This is a genomic window from Chloroflexus sp., from assembly GCF_034432675.1.
Classification (GTDB): domain Bacteria; phylum Chloroflexota; class Chloroflexia; order Chloroflexales; family Chloroflexaceae; genus Chloroflexus.
The window spans coordinates 1-17,173 of sequence record NZ_DAOUBI010000206.1; the positions used below are offsets into that span (position 1 = coordinate 1).

Sequence of the window (17,173 nt, forward strand, 5' to 3'; positions counted from 1 at the left end):
GGTGATGAAGCGCACGGTTGGTGACACGCTCCGTTCGCGCAAGCGCAGTCTGCCGCGGCGTGAGCCGATCAGCAACGGATTGGTCTATACTATCCATCGGTACGTGCGTCTCGATTGATCCGATCGTTGCAACAAAGCAGGCTTGGATAGTTAAAAAATGCCTGATCGCCAGGAAGATCAAGTTTTATCTATGGTCGGCCTCTCTCTATCTCATCTTCGACAGCGTATGCCAGCTTTTTCAAAATAGCCCAGAGGATTTGATAAAGGAAAGGTGTATTTGATTGTTCATCCAGAATGGAGCCAATGTTACCTACATCAAGAATGAGCATATCTTTGTTCGATTGCAATCTAGTTTTAAGATGATACAAAATAGAAGACTTTCCTGCACGCTTCTGACCGTAAATGATCACGCACTTACTTTGATGGTATGAGCTTTGTAGGGTTTTAGCAATATTAGCAATCAATTCATCTCGACCAAAAAACATGTCGGGGTTGCTGACAATTCAACCTTCGGCATACGCTGCGTAGGGGTGTTCGATTTCCTGGAATTCAGGAATTGAGTGTACGTTTCTCTCCGATCCTGTAAGATTTTGAATTGCTCTGGCGAATGGTTGGTCATGAGCTGGTGGTGGAGTAGACACGTTAGAAATTATAGACAATGTTCGTATTTCATCTGCCTGGAAACTTGTTCGTTTCACTAGTCAGCCACTGATCGAATCAGTTACAATTGTAATAATCTCTTCATCGCGATTTATCGTTATATGATCAGTGCCAATTTCGGTAATAACTCCTGTGAACTCCTTTCCCGTTTTTAGTTTGAGGGTGATTATATCACCGAGAGATGCCTGTCTTTGAATGATTTGACTAATTGTCTGATTCATAGGCGTCACCAGAATATTCAATTCGTCCAGGTGGATGAAGTGTGCTCTTTGACAGAATCTCTCCCTCGCCGTGGTGCCGGGCAGAGGTTTTCGTGCTTAAGAGAATACTAACCGTCAATATAGTTCATGGTAACGCATTTCTTGATAGAAAGCAATGGGTTTGATCAGGGTGTCCCTTCTTGCGCATCAATTTGCTATAATGCTTACCATGTGTTCTTGCGATAAATGAGGCCAGTCTGTGAGTAAGCGCTATCTTCTCGCGATTGATCAGGGTGGTAGTGGCAGTCGGGCGGTGATTTACGATCCCGATGGCCAGGTGCGTGGTTATGGCTATCGGCCTGTGGGGCGCGTGTATCCACAACCGGGGTGGGTCGAGCAGCGTCCGGCAGCGATTGCCCGCAGTGTCGCTGAAGCAATTCAGGAAGCGTTAGGGCGGGCCGGTGTGCGGGGAAACGAACTGCTGGCCTGTGGGATCACCTCACAACGCGATACAGTCTTTGCCTGGCACGCGACCAGTGGTCGACCGATTGGGAATGCCATTGCATGGCAAGACCTGCGCACGGCGCCAATGGTAGCAGCGTTAGATCAGACCCCGTTAGGGCCGCAGCGTCGCGAGCGGTTGGGTCAGTTTCCCGGTGCGTATGCCGGGGCAATGCATATGGCCTGGCGGATGCAACACGATGCAGCCTTTCGTCGCGCTGCTGAACGTGGGGTGTTGCGCGTGTCGCTGGCCGCGGGTTGGATCGTGCGGGCGCTTGGTCAACCCTGCGAACATGCGCTTGATCATTCGCTGTTGCAGGCCATGACGGTCTACGATCCGCGCCGACGTGCACTGTGGGATGAGTGGATTGACGCCTTGAATCTGCCGCGCGCAGCGTTACCGGTTGCCCGTCCAACCATCCATCATTTTGGCGATCTGGCCGTGGATGGAGCGATGGTGCCGGTGCTGGCAATGATTACCGATCAACAATCGGCGCTGTTTGGTTATGATTGTCGTGCACCGGGCCAGGCCGCGGCGACGCACGGGACAGCATCATTTGTGAATGCGGTGATTGGTTCCTCACCACCACTCCAGGGCATCTGTAAGACCTACCTGGCCTGGGAGATTGCAGGTGTGGCAACCTATGCCCTCGAAGCCGATATGACCACAACCGGCGCGGCTGCGAACTGGCTACGTGAGCTTGGTCTGGTGCGGCGGGTGACCGATCTCGACCGTCACGCTGCCCGGGTTTCGGATAGTGGTGGGGTCGTGTTTGTGCCGGCGTTGAATGGGTTAGGCGTACCCAGTGAAGACCGGAGCGCTCGTGGTGCTATTTTTGGGTTGGCGCTAGGGGTGGATGTTGGTCATATCGCCCGGGCATTCTACGAAGCTATTGGCTTTCAGTTGGTTGATATTCTGGCGACGATGAAGGCCGAAGCCGGGATTACCGTAGAAGAGTTGCGCGTAGGGGGTGGTCTGGCTGCCAGTGATCTGGCCTGCCAGATTCAAGCCGATCTGAGCGGGGTTACCCTGGTGCGAGCGGCTGATACCGAGACGACGGCACGTGGCGTGGCGTTGCTGGCCGGGATTGGAGCCGGGGTCTGGTCGCAAGAATCGCTACCGCCCCTAATTGATGAGCGCGCCCGGCGTTTTGTACCGCGCCTTTCACCTGCTGAGCGATCTGTGCACAACGAGCGGTGGCAGAAGGCCATAGAGCGGGTGCGCGGATGGGTGAAGGTATAAGCGACGTTCAGCGCCGAAAATATCTTGCGTCGCATGTCAATTTCGTGCTTGATAGCGGTTGCTGAAGCTACCAACACCTTCTATAATAGAGAAACGATTGCAATAACGTTACAGTAATCGCATGCACTACTACCGGGTGAGGTGGCTCATGGGTTTGATCAAACGGGTCGGTACTAAAGCTGTCAATGCCCAACCTGCCGATACCGGCGCTCCTGCTGAGGAAGGGACGCGCCAGATCAGCCCTGCTGCTCATCCCGCGGCGGCAGATGAGGGCACACGCCAGATTGAGTCCCGACCGGCCAGCCAGTCGGCACCGGCTATGCCGACAATGCTTAGCCCCGGTACCCTGTTGCAGGGGCGTTATCAGGTTGAGGCTCCGGTTGGAGTTGGCGGTATGAGCGTGGTGTATCGCGGGCGCGATCTACGCTTTAAGGATGTCGTTCGCTACTGTGCAATCAAAGAGATGGCGCAAAGCGCCCCCGATTCGCAGACCCGTCTGCTGAACCTGAAGAACTTTCAGCGTGAAGCTGGTTTGCTGGCGACCCTGCAACATCCGGCCATTCCCAAGGTGTATGACTTTTTTGAGGAGAATGGGAAAGTTTACCTCGTGCTGGAATTTATTCCGGGGAAAGACCTGGAGACGGTACTGGAGGAGCACGGTAAACCGCTTGATGAAGCGCGGGTCGCACGCTGGGCACTGCAAATCTGTGATGTGCTCTCGTATTTACATAATCATAAACCAGAACCGATTGTCTTCCGCGATATGAAGCCGTCTAATGTGATGGTAGTCGGCGATGATCGGATTGTGTTGATTGACTTTGGAATTGCACGTAATCTCAATCGGGTTGACCGCAAAGGCACCATGATCGGCACCGAGGGCTATTCACCTCCTGAACAGTACCGTGGCGTTGCTGAGCCGGTTGGTGATATTTATGCGCTGGGAGCTACTCTGCACCACTTGTTGACGAATATCGATCCGCGTCTCGAAACACCCTTTACGTTTCAAGAACGCCCGATCCGTCAGATCAACCCAACTGTTTCACCGGAGATGGAAGCGGTCGTTGCACGTGCGCTTGAATATGATATGGCAGCGCGCTGGCAGAGTGCCGAAGAGCTTCGACAGGCGTTGTTAACAGTGCCTTCACTGGCCGGGGCCGGTACGGCTAAGCCAACGGTATCAGTGCCGGCTGTCCTTAAGGGTGCGCAGACCACCGAACTGGTCTGGCGGTTTAAGTTTGAAGATGAAGTGCGTTCGTCACCATTTGTCAGTGGCGGTTTAGTCTTTGTTGGGTGTTACGATACCAACATTTACGCCCTTGATGCAACGCGCGGTGAGTTTCGCTGGAAATATGCGACTGAGGGTGGGATCAGTTCGTCGCCAGCAGTCTGGCAGGATATGGTGTATATCGGTTCAGAAGACGGTGCACTCTACGCCCTCGATATGCGGCGTGGTGGTGTGCGTTGGACGTTTCGGACCGGCAAGGCGATCCGCTCATCACCCCGGATTGATGATCGGGTGATCTTTGTTGGCTCCGATGATCAGCATGTCTATGCCATTGACGGTCTGCGTGGTACGTTGATCTGGAAATACCGCACCTGGAACCCCATTCGTTCGTCAGCCTGTATCAATGGCTCTTCTGTCTTTATCGGCGGTGACGACGGGAATGTCTACTGTCTTGATAGCCGTACCGGTTCAGTGAAATGGAAACAGCGGACGCAACAGCCGGTACGTTCGTCGCCGGCGCACAGTGATGGCCTGGTCTTTGTCGGTTCACTTGATCAGAACCTGTACGCCCTCGATGCCGAAGGTGGCTGGCCGGCCTGGCGCTTCCGTACCGGCCATTACATCAACTCATCGCCCTTTGTGGTTGGGACGCGGGTCTTTGTGGGTGGTGTCGATGGCGTGATGTACGCGCTTGATACCAAAAATGGCCGCCTGGTCTGGAAGTATGAAGTTGGAAGTCAGATCACATCCTCACCACGGGTAGAAGGTGGTCGGCTCTATTTTGGTGCGGTTGATCAGGCTGTCTATTGTCTTGATGCCGGTAGTGGGCAGTTGATCTGGAAATATCCAACCGAAGGGGCGATTGTCTCAACCCCGATGATTGTCAATGGCATTGTCTACATCGGTTCCATGGATCATCATCTCTACGCTTTGAAAGCGTAAGTTCGATAGAGTGAAGGGAATTAGAGCTTATGTCGGATGAAACATCTCCTGCACCGGACGAAACGCCGACCGAACCGTTAAGTCAGGCCGACATTGAAGCTGAACGCCAACGGCAGCAACACCTGACATTGCCAGAAGAGGATGGTACCCGCAAAATCGGGCAGGATTATCAGCCAGCTCTCACGTTACGCCGTTCAGCGCAGGGGTTTGCCGCCGCTGCACTACGTGACATTGGTCGTGTACGTGAAGCAAATCAGGACTGTGCTATGGCTACGATCATGACCTTACCGCGTGAGGAGAGTGATGTTACAGTAGGCCTATTCATTGTCGCTGATGGTATGGGAGGCCATCAGGGTGGTGAGGTGGCCAGCCGCCTTGCAGTGCAGACGGTGCTCACCAGCGTGCTTGAGCGGCTGGTGTTGCCGGTGATTGAAGATGGTTTGCTCGAAGCGTTGCAGCCGTTGATGATTGAGGCTGTGCAGGAGGCAAACGCGGCGATCTGGCGGGAAGCCCAGGCGACCGGTTCCGATATGGGTACCACCTGTACCGCCGCTCTGGTGATCGGGAACGGCCTGTACATCGCTCATGTAGGTGACTCTCGGTGCTATGTGTACGAACCGGGTGGATTACGTCTGCTGACAACCGATCACTCGACGGTGGGGCGTCTGATTGCATTAGGACAGCTCGACCCCGAAGAGGCGCGTGATCATCCCCTGCGTAATCAGCTTTACCGTACCGTCGGGCAACAATCACAGGTGGCTGTGGATTTTGTCTACCACCAGTTGACCAACTGCTCGCATCTGATTCTCTGTAGTGATGGTCTGTGGAGTCTGGTTGAGGAAAAAGCTATCGAGCAAGCGCTGCGTCATAGTCCCTGGCCTCATGATGTCTGCCGTGAATTGATTGCATTAGCAAATCTGGCCGGTGGTGATGACAATATCTCGGCAGTGGTTGTTTCTTTACCGCTCGACGAGGCTTAACTATGAGTAGGGTTGATGTGCGAATTACACCCAGCCGGAGTATTTTACCGGCTATTCAGGAGCCACAGGTACTTTATGCCCTTGTCGAGCTTTCAGCGCAGAGTGGTGCAACCAAGATGCCGCGTCTGCCGCTCAACTTGTGCCTGGTGATCGACCGCAGCTCATCAATGCGCGGTGAGCGTCTCCAACAGGTCAAGCAGGCAGCGATGCAGATTCTCGATCTGCTGGGTGATCACGAGAGTTTTGCGCTGGTCACCTTTAATGACCGAGCTGAAGTTGTAGTCTCAGCGCAACTGGCGCGAGCACGGGCCGAAATCAAACGCCAGATCAGCACTATCGAAGCTGCGGGTGGTACCGAGATGGCAACTGGCCTGGCGCTTGGTGTGCAGGAATTACAACGAGCGATGATGCCACGTGCCGTCCATCGCCTGTTACTCCTCACCGATGGCCGCACTTATGGCGATGAGGGGCGCTGTGTAGAGATTGCCCGTCGTGCGCAATCACGGGGTATCGGGATTACGGCTCTCGGCATTGGGAGCGAGTGGAACGAAGATTTGCTCGAAACCATTGCGGCCCGTGAGAATAGTCGTACTCACTACATTACCTCCGCGGCGGAAATTACCAAAATCTTTACCGCCGAAGTTGAGCGGATGCACAACATCTTTGCTCAGGATGTCCATGTACGAGCCACATTGCCCCCCCAATCCCTACTCCGCTCGCTTGATCGCGTGCGTCCATACATTGGGCCATTGCCAGTTATTGAAGAGGCCGATTTTGTTTGGACAGCAGCACTCGGCGATTGGCCTGAAAATGATATACAAGCGTTGCTGATGGAGCTGGTTGTTCCCCCATTTCCGGTTGGTCGCCATACGCTGCTTCGTCTTGGCTTGCGCTACCGTACACCTGGAAGCGATGGATCAATTGCAAGCCACGAGCAAACCCTCACCGTGATAACCCGCGATCCTAATGAAGTCAGCGATGAGGTTGATCCAACGGTCAAGCACTGGCTAGAACGACTGGTAGCCTATCGGCTTCAGGCCAGTGCTTGGCAGGCGGTCGAAGAGGGTAAGCTCGAAGAAGCAACCCGGCGGTTGCAAATGGCCGGTACGCGGTTGTTTGAAGCAGGTGAAGTTGATCTGGCCCGTACTGTTCAGGAAGAAGCAACCCGTCTGCTGCGTTCCGGGCAGGCAAGTGCAGAAGGTCGCAAGCGGATTAAATACGGGACACGTGGCCTGATTGGGCGCGAAGGGCAATCGTAGTCTGGAGTAGAGACCAATGGTGATTTGCAGCCACTGTCAGGCACAACAACTCGATGGAACCATCTTTTGTTCGGTTTGTGGGGCCAGTTTGCTTCACGCAAAACCTGTACGCCAGACAACGGCCTCTCTGAATCGTGCGGCTGCTGAAGCTCTCCACCTGGATAGTGGTGAGGCTACCATTGTGCCGGTGCCGGCCATGGAGACCAAAAGCGCCTCAATTGCACTGGTGGTCTTGAGTTCAGGACGGCGTATTGTTTTGCCGGTTACGCCTGAGCTGGTGATTGGGCGCAAAGATCAACAACGCAACTTCTTTCCCGATGTTGATTTGAGTCTTGATGGGGGCTACGATGCCGGTGTTTCGCGCCGCCATGCCCGTATTGTCTGTCGCGACGGCAGCTATGTTCTCGAAGACCTGGGCAGTTCCAACGGAACGTTTTTGAATCGCCAGCGGGTGTCACCAGATCACCCTATGCCGCTGCACCATGGTGACGAAATACAGTTCGGTATGCTGTTGGTGCGATTTGAAATAAACGGATAAGATACATTCTTTGCGGAGGCTTCTGTATGCCGAAAACAGTCATTCTTCATCTCACCGGCGAAGATCCGCTGCTGGCCGATATTGATCAAGAGCCGCAGCCCGGCGATCTCTTCATAAAAGTGACAAATATGCGCAAACGTGATGGCAAGCCGGTGCCGTATCTGGCTGCCGGTGTACAGGCCGTGATTTTCCCCTGGCATCGCATCACCTTCATCGAATTGATGCCGAGTGAAGAAGAACGCAGCCAGGTTATCGATTTCTTCCGCCAGTGAACGCGCCATGGTCACATCTGCATCCTCCGGCGAGTGATCTCTTCTATCGCCGTGATGATCCGAACGACCAACGCCTGGGTGAATTGGTTATTCCCGGTACAGTCGGGTATGATGCTGCTCAGGTCGTGATTCTCGGTTGTCCGCAGGACATCGGCGTGCAGCGCAATCGTGGTCGGCCCGGTGCTGCACAGGGGCCGACCGCAATTCGGCGTTGTCTATACCGCCTGGGTATTACCGGTTTGCAACATCTTACGATCTGCGATCTCGGTGATGTCGATACTACCGGCGATCTCGAAACGATTCATGCGCGTCAGCAGGCTCTGGTAGCGCGTATCATTGCCGATGGAAAGTTGCTCATTTCGCTTGGCGGAGGGAATGACATCAGCTTTCCCGATATGGCGGCGATGGCAGTGGCAGCTCCGCCACCGCCGCTGGCAATTAATGTCGATATGCATTACGACGTGCGGGCCGATCAACCGGCAAATAGCGGTACCCCCTATCGGCAACTGATTGAAGCAGGTCTGATTGCACCACAACGCTACTGGGTATGTGGGGTGCAGCCATTCGCCAATGCACCCGCGTATACCGAATACCTGCGCACACGAGGCTCAACGATTATCGAGTTGAACACTGCCCGTCACTATGGGGTTGCCGATACAATGCGGTCTCTACTCGCTACGAGTGATGCCGGGAGCATCGGCTGGGGTTTTGATCTCGATGTGGTACAGGTTGCCGAGGCGCCTGGAGTTAGCGCCCCCAACCCACTCGGTATGCGCGGTGATGAACTGGTTGCGTTGGCAACGCTGGCTGGTGCTGAGCCACGCACACGCCTGATCGAATTCAGTGAACTCAATCCCCAATATGATATTGATGATCGTACTGCTCGCCTGGCGGCAGTTGCGATCTGGCACGCTCTGGTAGCCTTTGCGACTCATCGTGGAGGAGGCAGACGTTAATATCTGTTACGGTTTTCCCTGCCGGTCACGTCTTTCTGTCCGGATCATTGGTATCAGGACATACATCGAGAGGTTTGCCATGAGCGTTGTATCTTCCCCGGCCTATCGGCGTGCCCTTCAGTTCATTACCCTCATGGGTGTCGTGAGTCTGCTGGCCGATATGGTCTACGAGGGTAGCCGAAGTCTGAGTGGTCAGTATCTGGCATTGCTCGGTGCCAGTGGTGCGGTTGTGGGGTTGACAGCAGGGATTGGCGAGCTGATCGGCTATGGGTTGCGTCTGGTCTTCGGTTATCTCAGCGACCGTACCCGGCGCTACTGGTTGCTGACCATCCTTGGCTATAGTTTGACGGTTATTGCAGTCCCGTTGCTCGCTTTAGCCAACGCATGGCCATTAGCGGTAGGATTGTTAATGGTTGAGCGTTTGAGCAAAGCGTTACGCAGTCCGGCGAAAGACACCCTGATCTCATACGCTGCTGATCGAGTAGGTGCCGGTAAAGGCTTTGGGCTGCACGAAGTGCTGGATCAGATTGGCGCAGTACTGGCGCCGCTGCTGCTGGCTGGAATCCTGGCATTCAGTGGGAGCTTTCAACTGGCGTTTGGGGTATTGATTATTCCCGGCCTGCTCTGCATGATGGTCTTGTTGATGGCACGGATGCGCTTTCCACAGCCTGCTGATTTAGCGCGACACACCCCGGCAATAACCACAACCGGCTTTTCGCGTCAGTTCTGGTATTACCTGGCCGGCGTTGCCCTCTTTGCGGCGGCCAGTGTAGATTTTGCGCTGGCTGCCTATCATCTACAGCGCTTGCAAATCGTTCAGTCGGCAGTTATTCCGGCGTTGTACGCGCTGGCGATGACGGTTGATGCTGTTGCTGCGTTCGGCTTTGGCTTGCTCTACGACCGGATTGGCCTTGGCGCATTGGTTGGGGTAACCGCTCTGGGAGCTTTGAGCACCCCACTTCTCTTTAGTGACGGTCTGCTTACCGTTATCATCGGTGTTGTTCTTTGGGGGGCAGTGTTAGGAGCGCAAGAGTCGATCTTGCGCGCTGCGGTAGGCCAATTGGTGCCACCTGATCGACGCGGCGCGGCGTATGGCCTGTTTCACGCCGGTTTTGGTGTGAGCTGGTTTGTCGGCAGCGCTTGTCTTGGTTTGTTGTATGATAGAGCACTACCGGCGCTGATTGGTGTCTCGGTGGCGCTCTACCTGGGGTCGGCGCTGGTGTTGTTCTACGTTGCCCGTCGGCAATGATGTCGGCGGTTCGCTACATAGATATTGGTTGACCTCGACAGTCGCAAGATGCGATCCCTCCGTCCCGCTGTGCGAGGGATTGCCATTTCGGCAACGAGGCCGGGATCGGTATGAATACGCTGGTTGTTGATATCCTGTTGCCGCTAATAACGGCAAGTCTGCTTGCGTTCTGGGTTGGGTGGGGAATTGCACGACTCCTGCTCCCGTCTGTACTTCAGCCATGGCGAGCGTTGCTGGCGCCCCTGATGGGATACGCACTGACGATAGTCATTGGGTATTGGGTCGTACGTTTTCTCGGTGGATTAGGGTTGGCACTGGGCATTCTTTTGCCGCTCGGTGGTTTGTGTAATGTGCTGGCATGGTGGCGATACGGCCCACCGCGTATATCCATAGCCCTGCGGCAGTACTGGCCGGCACTTCTGGTGGCAGGAGTTGGGATCATTATCGGTGTCGCACCGTTATTGAGTTATGGCTACTCGGCACCGATTGGTGAAGGTTGGGATATTGAAAATTACTGGCCAACCGCTCGTTACCTCAGCCGGGGGCCGGTAAGCGCAATTGCCACCGCTCCGGCTAATCCACTACGCGATCTGAATGCCAGTCCACCCCGGATCGGGTTAACTCTTGGGTTCAGCATCTGGCAGGGAAGCGTTGATCTGCTCGGTGGCAGTGAACCGCTAACCAGCTTTGCCCCGCTGCTGGCCTGGTTGCGGGCATTGGGTGGTGTCGGTATATACGTGCTGTTACAGGTTGTCTTCGATTTGCAGCGCTGGTCGGCAACCATTGCTGCGTTACTGTCCGTGCTCAATGGTCTCTTACTGTGGGTGAGTTTCTTCAACTTCGGAATGCAGCTTGCCGCCTGGCCGCTAATACCGTTGGCAATCATAGTAGGGCTTGCTGCTGTTCAGGCTCCCCGGTTTGGCGAGGGATTGGTTGCAGCGGCCATCGGCCTGGTGGCGTTGCCGATTACCTACTATCCGGCGCTTGGCCCGGTTGGTCTGATGGCGGCAGGCATTGGGATTGTTACACTCTGGCAAACGCAAGACCGCTGGCGAATGATCAGACAGGCGGTGAGTCTCATCTTGTTCATCCTCCTTCTTGCTTTGCCCACGATACCAGACTATTTTGCCGGATTTAATTACCGCTACAGCCTACCTTTAACCACTCTTGGCCTCTTTCGCTTTGTGCCACTGAGTGATATTGTTGGGCTAACCCCCTTTCGTTTGCGTGCTGCACCCGAACCATTGAATCCGCTTACCGGGGCGGCTGCGCTGATGATGATAGGACTGGCCGGTTATGCACTTGTTATAACCCCTCAACGTGCACGCTGGATCGGGATGCTTCTCGGCGTGATCCTGTTTCTGCTCTATTTGCGTTTTGGTTCAGGGTATCACTACGGTTACCTCAAAGCAGCAGCCTACGTAGGGTAGCTTGCTGTCGTACTAGCCGTTGCCGGTTTGCAAGCTCTGGTTGAGCGATGGATGCAGCCGATGTACCGGTGGTGCCTGATCAGCATTGTTGGTGTGGCGTTATGTGTCGGGGCTTCCATCGCAGTTACTGCTGTGCGTGTTGTTATCGACCATTGGGAGCGCCCTGGTCTCTTTGCCGATACCCTGCCGGCATTACGCGATTTGCGGCAGGTCGTACCGGCAGGGAGTAGCGTATTTCTGTCGGGAGATCCACGAGTGCAGGGTGTGAACAGTGCGTTGGCAGCTTACTTACTCGATCATGCTGCTGTGTACGGTGCGGTGCGTACCGGCTATGCAACGTCGGTAGCGACAAATAGTTCCGGTATCGGTGACTATGTGCTCTTGCATCGTGACGAAGACCCAACAATATGGGGTATTATCGAATCTCCGATCTGGCAAAGCAATACATACGCCCTCTATCGAAAGCCAGCATCGGTGATTGCCCATTTACCTCTCGATCAATTGCTGCGCGTTGATCAGGCAATGACGCTGTCTGTTTCTGATCGACGTTTGGGACTGAACGAAATACCTTCTGCCAGCGAACCAGATGAGCGCTGGTTGACCCTCCAGGTTGCGACGTTGGCCGAGAGTGGCCTGAGCATTGATGGTCGCACGTATCGCGTCCCGGCAGGGCGAAGCTGGTTAACGGTTGGCCCTCTGTTGAGTTCGCGGGCAGTAGCAGTGCGTCAGCACAGAGCCGAACCGATCCTGCTTCAGAGTGCGTTGCTAACAACCGATCCACCGGTTGTTCGTGGGCGATTACCCCATAATGTCGTGCTACAGGCAACCAGTACGGCAGACGACTTGCGCATAACAACATCACTGACGATGTTCAACCCGGACAGTGGGCCGGTGGTTGCCGCTATTGAGTTGTGGGATCGACGACAGGGGTATTTCTTCGGGCGCTACGGGTTGCGCGTACCGGTTAATGCTACCATCCAGCAGCAAACGATCACTATTGATCTGCGTGATGGGACGGCAATTGCCGTTGATGGGGCTGGTGAACCATTACCACTCGGTGTTCAGCAAGGTGTACGACAACCCGGCGCTTACACAGCCCGGCTCTGGCTCGGTACCGATCAGCGTGCTCTGCTGACGCCGGTAGACCTCTTTGCATTCACTATCGATCAGGCCGGCAATGTTACACTCGATTGGGTCGCGCAACATCCGCTCCTTACGACAGCAATGAACCGTCCTGTCTATCCTCTTAACATTCGTTTTGGGGATGATATGCTGCTGCGCGGGTACGATCTGAGTGCCGGGCGGGTAACGGCTGGTGAAAGCATTGCCATCACGCTGTGGTGGGAAGCAGTGCGTGGCAATCTCGATGAACGGAGTATTATGCTGCATCTCCGCAATGATCGCAATGAACGCATTGCTGATGTCGATGGCCCACCGGCAGCCGGAGGACGCCCAACCAGCCTCTGGCAGGCGGGTGAAGTGGTGATCGATGATCGTCGTTTGACCATTCCGGCTGATCTACCTCCGGGCCGTTACTGGCTTGTGATTGGGAGCTACCGCTGGCCCTCCCTCGAACCGCTACCGGTCGCAGGTACTGATACAACCGTCTAGCGCATCCCGATTGAAGTGGTGGCTCCGGCCATGATTGCCGGTCATTAAACCGGCGCAGTGGCTTGGGGCACACACCTGTCAGCACTTGCCCAACAATCCTGGGTGGTAGCAACAGGGGCTGTAACTGAACTCCGTGCAATCTGTAACAACTTTTGGTACAATACGAGGGAGCGTACCACCACAATAGAACTACTGTAGTACGGCCTCCATGATGTCGATCACAGTGCGGTAGCACTGATGTATCAATGGCGATGCAGGCGCAGTGAGCATGAAAGAGCATGGCTATGACCAGGAACACTCTCACCGTAACCGACAACCGCACCGGTAAAACGTACGAGATTCTCATCGAGAACAACACCATTCGGGCAACCGATTTACGCCAGATCAAAGTATCGGAAGACGATTTTGGTTTGATGTCCTATGATCCGGCTTACCTCAATACTGCATCCTGTAAGAGTAGCATCACCTACATCGACGGTGATAAGGGGATTCTAGAGTATCGAGGTTATCCAATTGAGCAACTGGCCGAGCAGAGTTCGTATCTTGAGGTTGCGTACCTGCTGCTGTACGGGGAACTCCCCTCAAAGGAACGCCTGGCCTGGTGGGAATACCGGATCAGCCGGCATCTCTTCATCCACAACAGCCTGGTAGAGCTGATTCAAGCGTTCCGCTACGACGCCCATCCAATGGGTATTCTCATCAGCTCCGTAGCGGCAATGTCCACACTGTACCCCGAAGCCAAGAACATCCATGATCCGGCTGTACGCGAAAAGCAAATCTGGCGTATTATTGGTCAGATCCCGACAATTGCTGCCTTTGCCTACCGCCACCGCATCGGTCGTCCATTCAATTTGCCCGATAGCTCGCTTAGCTACACCGCTAATCTACTGTACATGATGGACTATATGAACCAGCGCGAGTATGAAGTGAATCCGGTGCTGGCCAAAGCGCTGGATGTGCTCTTCATCTTACATGCCGATCACGAGCAGAACTGCTCTACCTCGGTCATGCGTAGTGTTGGTTCAAGCCACGCTGATCCGTACAATGCGCTGGCCGCTGCCGCTGCCGCCCTCTACGGTCCTCTCCACGGTGGTGCCAACGAGGCGGTGTTGCGCATGTTGCAGCAGATCGGCCATCCAAAGAACGTGCCGGCATTTATCGAGCGGGTGAAGAAGGGTGAAACGCGCCTCATGGGCTTTGGGCATCGCGTTTACAAGAATTACGATCCGCGAGCCAAGATCATTCGTAAGATTGCTCATGAGGTTTTTGCCGCTACTGCTGCCAATCCGTTGCTTGAGGTCGCAATGGAACTTGAGCGGATTGCGCTGGAAGACGAGTACTTTGTTTCGCGCAAACTCTATCCGAATGTGGACTTCTACAGCGGTCTGATCTATCAGGCACTGCGTTTCCCAATCGAGTACTTCCCCTTCCTGTTCGCAATTCCACGCGCTTCAGGTTGGCTGGCCCAGTGGATCGAGATGCTCGGAGACCCGGAACAGAAGATTACCCGACCGCGACAGGTCTATGTTGGCCCACAGCGGCGGGATTATGTGCCGATTGATCAACGATAATTGAACGGTTATCATCAGGGCGGTCGTCAGGCCGCCCTGATGATTCGATAGCCGGTTGGGTGAGGATAAAGAAGATGGGTGAAGCCGAGGGTGCTGTCGTGGGTAGCAATTGAGCTATCGTATCTGAAGGTTAAGAGTACCCTTACTGACAGATATAGCTCGCAGGGCGACTAAACGGTTGCCCTGCGAGTTATGTTCGCGGTAGTATAGTGTAGAAAGTATTATGCGAGCCTACACCTTAAACGCACTACGACCAGCGTATCGGGCAGCGCTTCCCAGTTCCTCCTCGATCCGCAGCAGTTGATTGTACTTGGCAATTCGGTCGGTACGCGCCGGAGCACCTGTCTTGATCTGACCGGCATTTGTTGCTACCACCAGGTCGGCAATCGTAACGTCTTCGCTCTCGCCGGAACGGTGCGATACCACTGCCGTCCATCCGCTGCGCTGGGCCAGTTGGATTGCACTCAGCGTCTCGGTGAGCGAACCGATCTGGTTGAGCTTGATCAGAATGGAGTTGGCTGCTTTGGCCTCGATTGCTCGCTGAAGCCGTTGCACATTCGTGACCAAGAAGTCATCGCCGACCAGTTGAACGCGGTCGCCCAGCTTTGCTCGCAACAGTGCCCAACCTTCCCAGTCGTCTTCGGCCAGACCATCTTCGATAGAGATGATCGGATAGCGATTGACCAAATCAACCCAGTAGTCAACCATCTCGGCGCTGGAAAGCGAACGGCCTTCGCGCTTGAGATGATACTTGCCATCCTCAAAAATCTCGGTTGTCGCCGGGTCGAGGGCGATAACGATCTGCTCGCCAGGGCGATAGCCGGCCTTCTCGATAGCTTCCATGATCAGTTGCAGCGGGGCGTCGTTGGTAGGCAGGCTAGGGGCAAACCCACCTTCGTCGCCAACCGTCGTGCTGAAGCCGCGGTCGTGAATGACCTTCTTCAACATGTGATAAATCTCGGCACCCCAGCGCAGACCCTCGCGGAAGCTCTCGGCACCGACCGGCATAATCATAAACTCTTGAAAGTCGGTGCTGTTCGTGGCGTGCTGACCGCCGTTCATGATGTTCATCATCGGCACCGGCAGTACGTGGGCATACACACCACCCAGGTAGCGGTAGAGGGGCAGGCCAAACGCAGCCGCAGCCGCCTTCGCCGACGCCAGCGAGACACCCAGAATGGCGTTGGCACCGAGCTTGCTCTTGTTGGGCGTGCCGTCGAGCGCGATCAGTTCCTGGTCAAGGGCAATCTGGTCAGCAGCGTCGAAGCCGATCAACGCTTCGGCAATGTCTTCGTTGACCGCCTGTACGGCTTTCAGCACCCCCTTGCCGTTGTACCGTGATTTGTCGCCATCGCGCAACTCAAGCGCTTCATGGGCGCCGGTTGATGCACCACTGGGTACGATGGCACGTCCGACATCACCACCTTCCAGCCGCACATCGACTTCGATGGTTGGATTGCCTCGTGAATCAAGCACCTCACGGGCAACGATTGCTTCAATCAGTGTTGACATACTTCCTCCGGGAAACCAGGCCCGAATCCTTTGGTCGAACAACGTGAGGTTGTTGACTGCTGCACAGTATAGCACGAATAAGCGGAGCGCTGCGTGAGGATATTGTGAACGTACCGCTTCCGCTGCCCAACCAGCAGTGCGGTTAGCGCGGAAGCGTGGCTTACGTAAACCGGGATGAGTGACAGAGCGTGATCAGGCGTGTAGATCGGGTAAATTGAGCGTCAACGGACTGCTGTCCATAAGCGGTCGCAATGGTGTGATCGAGACGTAACCGGCACGCACCGCACCATCGTCGGTATCGACATCGAAATCGGGAACCCGTTCGCGAGCGAAGCGAAAGATGATTTGTGAACGTTCCACCGGGCCGGTCGGGTTGAGTTCAATATCGAGGTAGTGACCGAAGAAAAACTCTGAAAGACGGGTTTGGCGAAATCCGCGCAGATCGTCTGGTGAGGCAACGTGGGGGACATTGACGTTCAGCACCAGCGGTGCCTGACCGCGAATTTGTTCGAGCAACGGAAACAAGCGCTCGGCAACGTAAGCTGCCGTCGCCCACGGCATTGGCTCAGGGCCGATATATTGCAGGGAGACGGCCATAGCCGGCAGTCCCCACAGCGCCCCAATCATCGCCGCTCCGACCGTACCGCTCAGCATCACATTACTGCCACCGTTCAGGCCACGGTTAATCCCGGCAACGATTGCGTCGATTGGAGGCAGCACCCCACTCAACATCGCCACCGTCACGCAGCCCACCGGTGAGCCATTGTGGGCAAAGGCCAGCATACCATCAAGTTCGGCAGGGGGAATAATTGCGCGTAATTCGCGGTTAGTTTGCGGTGGCAGCGCCATACTCATGGCACTCTGTTCTTCGGCTGGAGCGACGACACTCACCCTGGCACCCGCCGTGCGCATTGCTTTGGCCAATGCCCACAGGCCGGGGCTATCGATTCCGTCATCATTGGTCACTAAGATATGCATGCAGCATTACTCCGCAACGTGATCTGATCATCGGCAGAGAACGCCG

The 17,173-nt window shown here is 55.1% G+C and carries 15 protein-coding genes; 11 read left to right on the forward strand and 4 right to left on the reverse strand.

From position 1 onward, the window contains the following. Positions 1 to 188: 188 nt before the first annotated feature. Together VAE55_RS15465 and VAE55_RS15470 are read right to left on the reverse strand one after the other, a co-directional pair. Positions 189 to 485, reverse strand: a complete 297-nt coding sequence (locus VAE55_RS15465; RefSeq protein ID WP_322816632.1) for an AAA family ATPase — start codon at positions 483 to 485, stop codon at positions 189 to 191. A 216-nt stretch (positions 486 to 701) separates the two neighbouring features. Then, complete coding sequence (locus VAE55_RS15470) at positions 702 to 881, reverse strand: hypothetical protein (RefSeq protein WP_322816633.1); 180 nt, start codon at positions 879 to 881, stop codon at positions 702 to 704. Between the two features lie 238 nt (positions 882 to 1,119). Here VAE55_RS15470 and VAE55_RS15475 point away from each other — a divergent pair, with 238 nt between their 5' ends. From VAE55_RS15475 to VAE55_RS15525, 11 genes are all read left to right on the forward strand, one after another. Further along, positions 1,120 to 2,604 carry an FGGY family carbohydrate kinase gene (locus VAE55_RS15475; protein ID WP_322816634.1) on the forward strand — a complete coding sequence of 495 codons (1,485 nt, stop codon included), beginning with the start codon at positions 1,120 to 1,122 and terminating at the stop codon, positions 2,602 to 2,604. Between the two features lie 148 nt (positions 2,605 to 2,752). Continuing rightward, positions 2,753 to 4,771 carry a PQQ-binding-like beta-propeller repeat protein gene (locus tag VAE55_RS15480; protein ID WP_322816635.1) on the forward strand — a complete coding sequence of 673 codons (2,019 nt, stop codon included), beginning with the start codon at positions 2,753 to 2,755 and terminating at the stop codon, positions 4,769 to 4,771. 29 nt (positions 4,772 to 4,800) lie between these two features. Continuing rightward, complete coding sequence (locus VAE55_RS15485) at positions 4,801 to 5,751, forward strand: PP2C family protein-serine/threonine phosphatase (protein WP_322816636.1); 951 nt, start codon at positions 4,801 to 4,803, stop codon at positions 5,749 to 5,751. 2 nt (positions 5,752 to 5,753) lie between these two features. Then, positions 5,754 to 7,010, forward strand: a complete 1,257-nt coding sequence (locus tag VAE55_RS15490) for a vWA domain-containing protein (RefSeq protein ID WP_322816637.1) — start codon at positions 5,754 to 5,756, stop codon at positions 7,008 to 7,010. A gap of 16 nt (positions 7,011 to 7,026) precedes the next feature. Beyond that, entirely contained in the window at positions 7,027 to 7,548 is a 522-nt protein-coding gene (locus VAE55_RS15495; protein WP_416181211.1) for an FHA domain-containing protein, read from the forward strand. A 26-nt stretch (positions 7,549 to 7,574) separates the two neighbouring features. Next, a complete protein-coding gene (locus VAE55_RS15500) occupies positions 7,575 to 7,820 on the forward strand; it encodes a hypothetical protein (protein ID WP_012259644.1) in 246 nt (81 codons plus the stop codon). Beyond that, positions 7,817 to 8,776, forward strand: coding sequence for a formimidoylglutamase (locus VAE55_RS15505; RefSeq protein WP_322816639.1), 960 nt, complete (start codon positions 7,817 to 7,819; stop codon positions 8,774 to 8,776). The genes VAE55_RS15500 and VAE55_RS15505 overlap by 4 nt, the downstream gene beginning before the upstream one ends. 79 nt (positions 8,777 to 8,855) lie before the next feature. Next, on the forward strand, positions 8,856 to 10,025 hold the full coding sequence (locus VAE55_RS15510; RefSeq protein WP_322816640.1) for an MFS transporter: 1,170 nt from the start codon (positions 8,856 to 8,858) through the stop codon (positions 10,023 to 10,025). 110 nt (positions 10,026 to 10,135) lie between these two features. Further along, on the forward strand, positions 10,136 to 11,455 hold the full coding sequence (locus VAE55_RS15515) for a hypothetical protein (RefSeq protein WP_322816641.1): 1,320 nt from the start codon (positions 10,136 to 10,138) through the stop codon (positions 11,453 to 11,455). Between the two features lie 60 nt (positions 11,456 to 11,515). Beyond that, positions 11,516 to 13,066, forward strand: coding sequence for a hypothetical protein (locus tag VAE55_RS15520; protein ID WP_322816642.1), 1,551 nt, complete (start codon positions 11,516 to 11,518; stop codon positions 13,064 to 13,066). A gap of 284 nt (positions 13,067 to 13,350) precedes the next feature. Next, positions 13,351 to 14,637 (forward strand): citrate synthase, encoded by a 1,287-nt coding sequence (locus VAE55_RS15525; protein ID WP_322816643.1) that lies wholly within the window; start codon positions 13,351 to 13,353, stop codon positions 14,635 to 14,637. Between the two features lie 231 nt (positions 14,638 to 14,868). Here VAE55_RS15525 and eno read toward each other — a convergent pair whose 3' ends face one another. Together eno and surE are read right to left on the reverse strand one after the other, a co-directional pair. Next, positions 14,869 to 16,149 carry a phosphopyruvate hydratase gene (gene eno, locus VAE55_RS15530; RefSeq protein ID WP_322816644.1) on the reverse strand — a complete coding sequence of 427 codons (1,281 nt, stop codon included), beginning with the start codon at positions 16,147 to 16,149 and terminating at the stop codon, positions 14,869 to 14,871. A gap of 192 nt (positions 16,150 to 16,341) precedes the next feature. Next, on the reverse strand, positions 16,342 to 17,127 hold the full coding sequence (gene surE / locus VAE55_RS15535; protein ID WP_322816645.1) for a 5'/3'-nucleotidase SurE: 786 nt from the start codon (positions 17,125 to 17,127) through the stop codon (positions 16,342 to 16,344). Positions 17,128 to 17,173: the final 46 nt, after the last annotated feature.